Source organism: Chryseobacterium gregarium DSM 19109 (genome assembly GCF_000430845.1).
Taxonomy (GTDB): domain Bacteria; phylum Bacteroidota; class Bacteroidia; order Flavobacteriales; family Weeksellaceae; genus Chryseobacterium; species Chryseobacterium gregarium.
The window spans coordinates 105,480-118,312 of record NZ_AUMU01000016.1 but is presented as its reverse complement, the minus strand read 5'-3'; the positions used below and the strand labels follow the sequence as shown (position 1 = coordinate 118,312).

Here is a 12,833-nt window from a genome sequence, read left to right as displayed (position 1 = left end):
CATCCTGGAGAATCTGCTTATCCAGGCTTAGGTCGGCTACCAACTTCTTGAGTTGACTGTTTTCTTCCTCTAATTGACGTAAACGCCGGAGTTCTGTAATCCCCAAACCTCCGAATTTCTTCTTCCAATTGTAGAAAGTGGCCTCACTTATACCCATCTTACGACAAACTTCTTCGACTTTCACTCCTGTCTCAGACTGTTTCAATGCAAAAATAATCTGACTCTCTGTAAATCTGCTCTTTTTCATTAGACTTTTCTTTATTTAAATTTAATTATTTCTCGAAAAATCTCTACTTTTAATTGTTCCAGTTTTTTGGGAGAAGGTCAGCTTCACCTGAATAATCTTCTAATAAAAATGGGCCAGAATGGCTTGATGAGATTCGTCCCATTCCGACACCTCCTTCGAAGCCCAAACCAAAATTTATATTTCTATTAAAAAATAATCCCCAATTGTTTCCTGAATCTTTTAATAAGCCAACATCAAATCCAAAACTTCCACCTAAAGCTCCATTTATACTAAGTGACATACTTACACCCTTACTTTCTGTACCTATAATGCTCATTCCACCTTTTGTTTCAAATGTTTCTTTAGTAGCTTTTTGAGAACCGTCTGCTTTTGTAATTTTCCATTATCATGAAATGTAAGCTGAGATGTTACTTCGCCATTTTCTTTTGCATTAAGAGTACTGCCTTCTGCTAAATGTTGAGCATTTTCACCATATTTATCTTTTGCTTCTTTTTGTGTATTTATTTCAGAGTCATAAAAAATTTGATTTCCTCTTTGAACCCAATCTTGTTCCGATCTCCCATCCGGGTCTATAAACCTTATAGGATTGTTTAAAGTATAGTTGTATGGACTAAACCTTCTTGAAGTTTCCGCGAGTGGATCAACAACTCCCCATCTCCCAATATCGCTCATATACATCCTTGCCCCATAATCATACATGCCAGTTTCCTTCTGCAATTCCTTTCCATTGTACTTATATTGTTACGAATGATTTCCCGCTAACGGATAATAATTGTTTCCTCAAGAACTTCCGTGCTGTTACTATTGTTAAAGTAGCTTAACCTAACATTCCCCAAATAATCTCTTTTATTTGCCACACGAAGGATTCGTGCGGGAGAGAAATTATTATTTATTACTTCCAATAGAATTTATCATATAGGAAGAGTCTCCTTTTATTTGATAGAGCTTTTTTGAATTTAAGCTTCCATCAATATTATGAAACTCAAAATATCCAGTCTTTAATTTATTTTGATAGCATTCTTGTGGATCAGAAGATTTTTTAAACCTATATATTCCTTTAGAAAAAAGTTTGTGCGTATTTTTTTCTTCCACTATTTCAGTGCCATAAAAATAATTATTCTTTGAACTATCTATTGTTATAAAAGTATCAAAATGATCATTATAAATATCATCGTCTTTTTCCTTATAAACGTAAATTGTGTCTATAAACTGATCTCTTTTAAACTTCCCATCTGCTTTAATAAACCCATTCTTATCGTAAATGTGATAAGATAAATCGCTTTTTTTTGTGCAGGATTTTATTAGAAAAAGAGAAAATATTAGTAATAAAAAATGTACTCGATAATTCATTTTAAGGTGCAATTTTTGTGTTGTATACAGTATCATTTACAATCATATATTCAGTTCTTCCAATAATGTTTCCATTCATATCAAGGGTATTATGAATACCAAATGGCTGTGTGCTTTCTAATACTTTTCTAAAATCTGAATTTCTTTTATATCTATATGACCCCATAAGTTTAGGAACTTTTCCGAAAAAAATATATTCTGTTCCATAAAAATATGGACCTTTTAAACTATCAATAACAATAGAATCTTTGAACGGTAAATTAGGACTTTTGCTAAAGCACATTGGACCTATAAAGTGATCCTTATAAAAAATTAGATTCATAGAAGCTTTTTCATTTTTATCAAAGAAAATGAGTTTAGCAGTATCTCCTTTCTTCTCTGAAGTATAATTAAGTTTTCCATTTGGATAATATACTTTTTCAGGAAGTTCTTTCTTTTCACATCCTAAAAAAACTAAAAAACTAAATAAAATAATATATCTCATATGCCTATTTTTTTGATCTGTTAAATGCTCTGTTCCAATAATCAGTTGAATCTTGACTTGTTTTCATTATAGAATCATGAGCATGCCTAGATAAACCAAAACCTCTCACATTTCTATACTTTAAACCATAGGGTGAGCCATCACTCTTACGTTCAAGACCATATCCCTGTCGTGTCCAAACATTAAATGTATCTGATTTTACAGGGTCTGACCCTGATGAATTTTCAAGTGGATTTCCAATACTTTCTACATCAAGACCAAATTGGACAAGAGCTTCTTCAAAACCTGTAATACCACCAGTAAGTTTTGTATTTCTGCCATAAAAGCTAAATATGGTTTGAAACATATCATTACTTTCAAACGTATCTCCAGGTTTAACTTTTTTATTATTTTCTGTGGGGTTGGGATCATTAGCACCACCAGTAAACATAAAGAAATTTTCCTTATTGTCACCTAAATTACTCAACCATTTCATAATGTCAAATCCTTCAGGAATACTGTCTTGCTTACCGGTAGTAACAGTAAAAGGACCTACATTGAAAGAATCTCCATCAGTATATCCTTTCCCTTCAAATGTTGCAGAGCCATCTGCACTTAGTTCTGCAGATGCACTGTCTGAACTGCTACGGGAATATACTGTAGGATTAGTTCCTACGTTTGTATAACCTTCTCTTTCTCCGCTTCCTTCAAAGTATTGCAATTGCATAGTTCCATTCTTCTGATACCAATCTTTTACCTCTCTTCCATCAGGATCAATAAATCTGATTGGATTATTATAAGCATAGTTGTATGGCGACCATCTTCTGGAAGTTTCTGCCAGCGGATCTACAACGCCCCACCTCCCAATATCACTCATATACATCCTTGCCCCATAATCATACATCCCCGTCTCCTGCAGTTCCTTTCCGTTGTACTTATAGTTCTTATAAGCCGACGGACTGAAGAAAGCAAACCCGGTCTTCAGGTGGTTCATCCCGAATGGATAATAATCATTGCTGTCCGTGATTTCAAGAGCGCCTGCGCTACTTCTGCTAAAGCTCACTCGTATGTTTCCTAAGTGATCCTTGTACTGGTAAATATACTGATCTTTTATGTAATCGTAAAACCCTTCTTCTGTAGGAAAAAACTGGAGGTCACGGGTCTTCGATGCCAGTGTCGCTGTAGTAGCCATAGGTTCCACAGAAAATGCCTGCATTTCCAAAGCCCTGGAGGTTTCCAGGTTAGACATCATTTCAGCGCTCATCCCGATGATCCCGATATTTTCCGTTTTCAGGTACTGGAAGCCATCGAGGTAATCCGTTGTTTTTATAAGGGTGGAAGATCCCGAGCTCCCGTCTGCTTTGGTGGTATTTTGTTTCTGCAGTTTGCTGCCGTCCGATCCGTATTTGGTGTTAACGGTAACCGTTTCAATTCCTTTGGCGTAATTCAGTTGATCGGGAAGGTTTAGGTAATTGTATGCAATCTTACTGATTCCCTTGTCCGGCATATCGGTCATATTCCCGTTAAGGTCATATTTTATTTCCTGCCCGCCGCCTTCGTAACCTGTAGGGTTGTTCTGGATATCCACAATGTTGGTTAATCTATTGCTCTTGTTTCCTGAAGCATAAGTATATTCCAGGCGGTCAATGGCCGTTGCCGTATTGCCGGCTTCCATAATGGAAGTCCTGTACAGGTTGGTGATGTTCCCGTTCAGGTCATAGTCGATGGATTCGGTATTTTCCTTGCTGTTCGGGTTATTCGGGTTCTGGTAATAGCCTGCGCGCAGACGGTTCAGCGGGTCATAGGCATAGCCGTACCTTTTGGGAGTTAAGGAGGGGCTCTGGCCCAAAGTCTCTACCGCACGCCAGTCCACTTCCGCAATATTCCCGTTGTATTTTGCCGCTACGTTTTTTCCCGCGAACAAGACAGGGTCAGGATTGGCGATCCCTTCTTTCTGATTATATTTTATCGTATAGGCAAAGAGCTTCCCGTTCAGATTGGATACCGTCATCTCGGCTTTATTGATATCGGTAAGCCAGCCCCGGATATTGTAGGCATAATCAATGCTCTGAAGATTGTTCCCGACTTTTTTATTGCTCAGCTGGGAAAGTTCGTTGTAGGTATTTTCTGTCAGCAGCTCTTCGGGATTGCCGTCTACCTGGTGGAAGTGCTGTTTCAGCCGGTTCTGGTTGTCATACACAAAACGTTCCTGTACGCTCACCCCGACTTCGCCCGTCTTCCGCATGTGATAGGTATTGATCTTTTTAGGGACTCCCGCAAAATCCAGCAGGGATTCCGTTTTGGTATAGCCTCCCAGGTGGTTGATGGAATATGATCCTATCGACCTCCCTCTTTTATCATAATACGTATAATTCTTGGTCCAGTTGTCATTTTCAATATTTTTAACCAGGCTCATTACGGGAAGCCCTTTGGTACTTAAACCATCAGCAGTGGAAGTATCCGTCAGCGTGGTCTCTCCAAGAACATCAGCAGGGAAAGGGGGATTGAACCCATAACCCGGATACGTATCGTAATAATTGACGCTTAATACCTGAAGTATTGCCGTAGGAAAAGCATTGTTCCCGTAATAAATATCCATTCCGTTTTTTGTAAAACCAACAGAGGCTGTCCTTTCTTCTGTGAGAGAAGTTGCGGTAACAGAATGAAAGTTAACAGCGTCCTGAATATCCTTTCTTGTATAGGTATTTCCCAGACCTGCTATTGCCGTATAGACAACCCGTGATAACCTATCATACCTGGTCAGCAGCCAGTTTCCTAAAGGTCTTATATTAGCATCCTGTGTCAGAACTAACCGGTCTGCTTTATCATACACCAAGTACTCCCAGCCTTTCCCGGGTACTTTCTTTTCAACCAAACGATTTCTCCCGTCATATTTGTACTGGTAGCAAAGATCCGAAAGTACCGTATTGACATCCGCTACAGGAGCCGCCAACGGGGGAATCACAAAAGCCAGCTGGTTGTATTCATTGTACACATAATAGGTGTCCGCATTTTGTGTATCATTTAAAACTTTTCTTACTAATATGATCTGACCTTCATCATTTTTAAACTCGATCGTCTTATTGCCATCTTCATCCACAATAGTATTTTTATACAGCTCGCCATTACCGTAGTTAATACTCTGGCTGATCTCGCTTTTCGTCGCTTCCTGTTCCCAGGTGGTTACTGTACCGTATTTCTTAACAGCATCACCCGGTATATTGGCATTATAGCCAAACTGTACAGGCTTGTCGCTCCACGCAGTGCCCACCTGTTTCTGCTGAACAATACGGTCTAAAGGTGAGTTCTCCAATACCTTTTCAGCATAAATCTTTTCAGATCCGTACACCGTAGGCTGCGTGGCATTACCCAGAGGGGAAGTATAAATGCTCCCGTTCTGCGTTCCCTGTTGGGGAACGGGCAAAAAGTCTTTTGTCTGTCTTCCGAATCCGTCGTATTCTATATGAGTCACTACATCTTTTCCGGTTGGGGAAGCCTTCACATTCACCACCTGCTTGGGCCTGCCCAATCCATCAAAATAATTAACCGTGTTGAACTGTTTGGCATTAGGACTTGATATTGCTACAGGCTCCAAATAAGTCCGGATCTGGATGTAGTTTTCACCACTGCTTGGCCCAGTACTCTGCGCGTAAAAAAACACTGAAGTAAACAAGACACTAATAGGAATTACTATTTTTTTCATGATTATTAGATATTTGGAAACTGGAACGTAAAATTCAATGGATTGTAAGAGTTGTTACCTACAGAGCCTGATAATAATTTGGCAGATACAATTCCGGCTGTATCGATTCTTATTTGCCATGTCCTGTTGGCAGGAGTATTTCCAAAGGCTCCTCCTGGTGGTTCTTCAAAAGTAAACTCTACTATTCTGCCAGGCTTACAGTCTCCAACTATTGTCCCTACTGTGTGACCATTATTCCACCAACCCGAAGAAACAGGATAATTTCTAATACTTGCTTTGAAATGTGTATAAAAACCAGTTTTATATATTACCGGCCCAGAAGTTGTTAATGGTGCCATAACATTAAACGGACATTGAGAAGCAATACATTCTAAATTTTGATTGGCTATATTCTGACCATTTGCATTAATATCGTCTAACGCTTTTTGATTTGCATCAGATATATTTATCGTAGATGAATACACTTCTGCGGGAACAATATACAGGTATGTTCCGCTATCATAGCCTGTACCACAATTGTTTCTTACAAATGATTTGCTTTGTTCCTCATTATAGAATGTAAGAGAAACTGGTAATGGAGCATAGTTATATTTAAATTCTTTGATTATATTGTTATCTTTATCCAGGATTTTTTCTAGCCTGTTTAAAGAATCATATTTATATTTTTCTATAATTCCTGAGGATTGAAAAATCGTTTTTATACCTATTAAAGGATCATATACATATGATGTGACTTTAAAATCTTTTAATTCGTCTTTATTTCTAAAATTATTCAGTTCAGAAATAAAAATATTTTCAGATGAATCATCTTTATCTAAGTCTGACTTTTTGACAATCTCCAGTTGTAAATATGAGTTAGGATCATTAGGATCTAGGTTAAAAGCCTGCATAACCTGTGAATAAGAAGCACCTTCAATTATAGCTATAGGCTTGGTTTGATGATAACCCCAGATCGTAGTTATTGGAATACCTGATTTTGGAGTTGCCTGAATTAAATTTTCTTTATTATCATAAACTTCAAATTTTTCGGTTTCGAAAACATCAGTATCTTCAAAATTAAATTCATCAAAAGAAGAGTTAATTTTGTTTGCTCTTCTTGATGCTAATCTATACTTATTAGAATTTCCAAACTTATTATAAACACTTTCCGAAAGAGAATATTTATTATAACTATTTTTATCAATTACCAATAATGGAAAATTTATATTATCATCAATCATTTGCTTATAGGTGAGCAGCTGCTTGCCTGGTTTATCTATATTCGTGAAGCTGCAATTCCAACTGTAGCAGTTTGAGGCTTTTAACAGATCACCTGGATAAAATATATTTTTAACATTACTTTTACCTAAACTACTAGTCGTTACTCTTATAGGATTCAAATGCCGGTATAAATATTTATCATTATATTCAATCGTTTTTGTGGTTTCCAAAAAAGTTGAATTATCGGAAGTCCGTTCCTTTGTCACTATTTTGGAAGGAAGATATGGCATAACTGGCTGAGCAGTATAATAACCTGCATATGTTTGCGGATTAAGTATGTCTGTAAGTCGATTAGCTTTAATGTAAAATTGATAATCAGTTATTTTACAGTCTAAGCAGTTATCTGCAATTTCCTTTTTAGGATGAGCATTATTTAAAAAGTTTTTATATTTAATATTTTCCTGAAAAACCAAATCATTATTTGAGTTAAACCTATTGGTTTGATATAGTTTACCTCTTTCAATATTTTTATTAATATATTGTGCTTTAAGACCTAAAAAGCTTGCAGAACTATTAGATGCGTAGCTATTTACATTTAAAGAATCCGGATTTGTAACAAGATCTGTAAAGTAAAATATATTCTTCTCTTTGTTGGTTATTTCCTCCGATACTCTACTATATCGAACATCAGCATTGTACAAAGTTTCATAATATCCTCCATCACTTGAATAATATACAGCTAAAGGATCAGAAGCACTTCCCATAGGAGTTATTCGGTCAGCAGGTGTTATACCCGTAGACTTTCCATTGTCATAGCTATAAGAATATTTCTTTTTAAGAAAATTCGGACTGTTTGTATCGTATGTTGTAATTTCCTTTAGTCTTTGACCGGGAATTGTCTTATTCTGAATGTCCGCTAAGTAATAATCATTATTGCCATTATATCCATAAACTTTTGAAGCAGTATTTTGTTCATATCTAAAAAAATCAAAACCTCTGGTAGGATATATTATTTTACGGATCAAGCCCCCCAGACTGTTAATTCTGTCTTGACTATTTAAGTAAGTATAATAATCAAAAGAATATTCTTCCTGATTAACCATTGTTTTATCCAAAAATACCCGGCCATCTTTTATATTATAATTGAAATCAATATTTTTAATCGTTTTATCGCCAGATTTTATTTGGATTTTTTTAAGGAATGGTTTAGTGAGCTGATTATTTATGTCCTGATATAAAAAGTTAACACTCCCATAGTCGGAAATTTTAATTGAATCTAAGATTGCAATTTTATAATATGTGTCTGTCTTGTTGTCACTATTACCATTACTATTCGAAGTATTCCAATGGTTGGTGGAATTATAGTTATTAATTATATCCTTACCTACGAATAAATTATTACTCGCTAATGTAGCTTTTGAGGGAAATGTATAAGAATAATCGTTACCAAAATAGTATCCTCCATTGGTAAAAGGATCTAATATGTTCCTGTTTCCATTTCTGTAAAAAGCCTCGATAATTCTACCATTATTTAATTGTACTTTTTTTAAATAAAAGGCATTCACATAGTTAATATTCCTATAAGCAGTATATGATGTGGAATAAGTAGCTCCGTTACTATCAGACATGTTATCATATTGATATCTGTTTTTAACATAGTTAATATCAACAGAATTATAATCTCCGCCAAAATAGAATTTATTACCTTTGGTATCTTCCATAATTATTTCTGGAATTGTTGATCCTATTGGTGAATATATATTATAACATTTTTGACCATTAAAGGTTATTCTGAAATCTTCATTTTCAGACTGTATTAAAATATTGCCTATGTTATCTGATAAAAAAGTCCCATTATGCCCTAAAAATTCAAAATAAAATTCATTTGGATAGTAATTGTTAATATTAACATTAGGATTATCAAGCATTTGTTTTTTTGTCAGAGAAGTATTTTGCTCTTTAAGAAAACATGTATTTGAATTTGTTGTGTAGAAACCATTATTTTGCTTATTAGTGATAGGTCTTAAATGTGAAAATGGCTCTTTTACAATAATTTTACCAAATAGATTAATATTCCAGTTAGTGCCAACTATAGAGGGCTCTCCAAGCATTAAACCATTAGAGTAGTTCAATGAAGATGTTACATCAATATTTCCCGACTCAATCTTATATAGTGGAATATTTATATTGGGTTGTCCTGTATTATAATTATTAGAAACATTTACTTTTTTTGCAATAGAATAATCTTCCATAGGTCTGTCTTGAGAAGAAAATGTTTGAATGAATATTACTGAAAATAACAGTAATATATTTTTTAAAGTTCTTTTTAAAATCATTTTTTAATCACTTTTGCGTTAGCTGTTTTGTTATCATTTGTTTTAGTTTTTATCGTATTCGAAATATAATGTTGTTCCGCCTGATGGTGATGCCCCGCCGGTAGAAGTTAAGAAAACCATTCCTGTATTTGACATTGATACAAGCCATGAACCGCCTCCTGAAGCAGTTACATAAATATTTTTATAGGAGCTCGGTATGCATAAAGTACCCAGAGTTCCTATAAAAACCCCATTAGACCAGTTAGGCGCAGCCCCTCCACTTGTATTGGTTAGAGGCAGGCTTAAAATTGCTTTAATATGACCAACAGAAATCTCCTGGAATGAAGAATAATAGATATCAGCAAGAGAAGATGGCGTAATGGTACAAACATAAGAGTTGCAGGTACCGTTAGCATTGGCATAGTTCTGCCCGTTTAGAGCAATATCATCCAGTGCTTTCTGATTTGCATCTTCCACACTTATTATTGATGTATAAGTTGAAGGTGGGACAGTGTAAGTAATCGGAGGACCGGGAGTGGTTCCGGGCGGGCAGTTATTTTTTGTAAATGGTTTACTTTGAACTGCATTGAAATGCTGTGTATAAGGAATATTATATTTGTACTCTTTCAAAATATTCCCCTCAGTATCCAGCATTTTTTCTAACCTGTTTAAAGAATCGTAGGTATAATTGTCCTTAACCCCTGAAGGATGTATAACTGTTTTCACCCCTATTAAAGGATCGTAAACATAGGAGGTAATCTCAAAACCTTTTAATTCTGCCTTATTCCTGAAATTATTCAGTTCAGAAATAAAATTATTCTCCGATACATTATCCTTGTCTAAATCAGATTTCTTGACAATCTCCAGTTGTAAGTAGGAATTCGGATCATTAGGGGCTAAATTAAAAGCCTGCATGTTTTGTCCGTAAGTCATCCCCTTAATGGTGACAATAGGCAGACTTTGTTTATATCCATACAATGTTGTACTAGATATTTCTGTATTGTTCTTCGATTGCAGAAGATTACCCGCATTATCGTAGAGCTGGTAGGTCTCCTTTTCCTCAACCACTGCAGATGAAGGGGTGTTTAAGGTAAAAACTGAATTCAATAAAGATTTTCTTACGCTGCCTAATTGCAGTAAATTACTGGAAGAAGCATTTTTAACATACTGATATTCTAAAAGTTTAGATTTGCCTTTAGCATTGGTTTCAGCAGTAATAATTGGAGTCAGGATATTATTGTCTGCCATATATTTATAAATAGAGAATTTTCCACCTACAGCATCCGTATCCGGCGGGCAAGTTCCTGACACACAGTAAGTATTCCTTATTAAATCCTGAGCATAATACGTCTTTGTAAGTATCTTCCTACCTGTATACTGTGGCCCGCTACCCAAAAGATCCCATGGATAGGGCAAGTACTCTGTCGTCTCTATTACATTCGGGTGCCAGTATAATGCAGACGTATTATACTTCATGAATTTTTGAGATTCGAAAAAAGCGGGTGTACTACCCGGTATATTAGGGTTGAAATCAAGAATCTCCCTTGTAATTATAGAAGACGGTAAATATGGCAATACAGGCTGGTACTGATAAAAACCTAAGTAATAAGGTGTTGATCCACCTATACTCGGCTCATATTGAACCTTACTTGCCTGCACATAATATTTGTCATCTGTAATTTTACAGTCATTACAGTTGGGAGTAAAGATTTTTATAGGATTTGCATTATTTAAGAAATTGGTGTATTTTATCTCCTGAATAAAAACAACCATATTACCTGAATTAGATCTTTTTATCCTGTATATTTTACCCCTTTCAGTACTTTTTGAAACTTTTATCGGAAGTTTATTATTTAAGGCCTGATTTAAATTTACATTAGGGTTATCTGTATACTTTTTAGTAGCAATTGAGTCCGGATTGGTAATAATGTCGGTGAAGTAATATTCAGTCTTTTCTTTACCTTCTATTTCTTCCGTAACTTTACTATATTGTACAGAAGTAGATGATTTGACTCCTGAAGATAGCCCATTATCTCCATCATAATTATAACTCTTTATTAAGGCCAAAGTATTCGCATTATTATAAGTAATAATGCGTTTTATTCGATCTCCTATAACAGAAGTAGGAGGGTCATAATTAACTATTGCCTCAGATTCATTATAACCAATATAAGTTTTATATTCCTTTGAGGCATTATGTCCTTCATACATAAACTCATCCCATCCTTTTGTAGGGTAAATAATTTTTTTAAGTAATCCCCCTTTGTCATCATCAGGGTTGTAGCTGTAATATTCAAAGCTATATAACTGATCATTAGTAGTAAAAGCACGTAAAAAAACATGTTTATTATTAACTAAATAATCAAAATTTACTTTTTTTATTATTTTATTATTACTTTTAAGTTCTATTTTTTTTAAAAAAGGTTTTGTACTGGTACTGCTTAATTGATCATATGAAAAGTTTACTGTTGCGACATCTGATACTTTAATAGAATCTAGTACGGCAAATTTCGTATATGTATTAGTGGAAGTAGAAGTGTGAGTCCAGTTTGTGGTGCCCCCTGTATCTGTACTTGAAGAACCTCCTACACCTTCTAGGAATATATTATTATTAATTAATACAGTATTTGATGGTATATTAGCGTTAGCATTATAATCAGCATTTACATAAAATCCTCCGTTGGTAAAGGAATCTAAGGCTGATTTATTACTGTTTTTATAAAAAAAATCTATGGTTTTATTATTGGCTAATTTTATTTTTTTTAAGTAGAGTGTAGAAAGATAGTTTACATGTTTATTTGTAAAGAACTGCTCATTCTGTACAAATGTTCCATTATCATAAGATCTATTATAATCATATCTTGTCTTAAAAAAATTTATATTAATTGAATTATAATCTCCTCCAAAATAAAATTGGTTTCCTTTGCTATCTTTCATAATAATTTCAGGAAATTCGTTGATCGGGGAGAAAACATTATGGCATTTACTGCCATTATAAATAATTTGGAAAACATCACTTTCAGAATTCACTAAAAAGTTCCCGACATTATCATAAACAAAATATCCTTTGTTGCCCATAAAATCAAAGTAAAAGATATTTGGCTCAAAGGTTGTTAAGTTTGAATTTGGATTTTCTAAAATTTGTTTCTTAGAAACAGAACTTATTGTTTGTGGTATTAAGCAATTATCATATTGCTCTGAAAAAAAACCATTTGGAGTAAGATTAAGTCTTTGAGGTGATGTAACATTTTGCAAGCTTGCATTGGAAATTACTATTTTTCCCATTAAATTTAAGTTCCAGTTGGATCCCGCAATCGTAGTTTCTAATTTCTGAGGTTCACTTATAAGTCTATTTTGCAAATACTCTAAAGAAGCCGAAAATGAATAACCTGGAGCAGTGATATCATATAAGGGAATACTTAAATCAACTTTTCCTATATTGTTTGAATTTGATGTTTGTACTTTTTTTTGTAATATATTATCTTCTAATGTTTGACTCTTGAATATAATAGAAATCAGTAATAATATAATAGTAATAAGTTTTAATTTTTTCAT

The 12,833-nt window shown here is 34.6% G+C and carries 8 protein-coding genes; all 8 read right to left on the bottom strand.

The window, feature by feature from the left end; all coding sequences use genetic code 11:
* The coding region (locus H561_RS0117130) for a transposase (protein WP_027385608.1) at positions 1-247 on the bottom strand (247 nt) is incomplete at its 3' end.
* 49 nt (positions 248-296) lie between these two features.
* Entirely contained in the window at positions 297-563 is a 267-nt protein-coding gene (locus H561_RS0117125) for a hypothetical protein (protein ID WP_027388119.1), read from the bottom strand.
* Positions 560-964, bottom strand: coding sequence for an RHS repeat-associated core domain-containing protein (locus H561_RS24030; RefSeq protein WP_228372296.1), 405 nt, complete (start codon positions 962-964; stop codon positions 560-562). The genes H561_RS0117125 and H561_RS24030 overlap by 4 nt, the downstream gene beginning before the upstream one ends.
* A gap of 168 nt (positions 965-1,132) precedes the next feature.
* Positions 1,133-1,597, bottom strand: coding sequence for a hypothetical protein (locus H561_RS0117115; RefSeq protein WP_034762588.1), 465 nt, complete (start codon positions 1,595-1,597; stop codon positions 1,133-1,135).
* A 1-nt stretch (position 1,598) separates the two neighbouring features.
* The gene (locus tag H561_RS0117110; protein ID WP_027388116.1) at positions 1,599-2,081 is read right to left on the bottom strand and encodes a hypothetical protein; all 483 of its coding nucleotides are present in this window, start codon (positions 2,079-2,081) and stop codon (positions 1,599-1,601) included.
* 4 nt (positions 2,082-2,085) lie between these two features.
* The gene (locus tag H561_RS22710) at positions 2,086-5,763 is read right to left on the bottom strand and encodes a DUF6443 domain-containing protein (protein WP_051349429.1); all 3,678 of its coding nucleotides are present in this window, start codon (positions 5,761-5,763) and stop codon (positions 2,086-2,088) included.
* 5 nt (positions 5,764-5,768) lie between these two features.
* Positions 5,769-9,299, bottom strand: a complete 3,531-nt coding sequence (locus H561_RS0117100; protein ID WP_155845833.1) for a DUF5977 domain-containing protein — start codon at positions 9,297-9,299, stop codon at positions 5,769-5,771.
* A gap of 42 nt (positions 9,300-9,341) precedes the next feature.
* On the bottom strand, positions 9,342-12,833 hold the full coding sequence (locus H561_RS0117095) for a DUF5977 domain-containing protein (protein WP_155845832.1): 3,492 nt from the start codon (positions 12,831-12,833) through the stop codon (positions 9,342-9,344).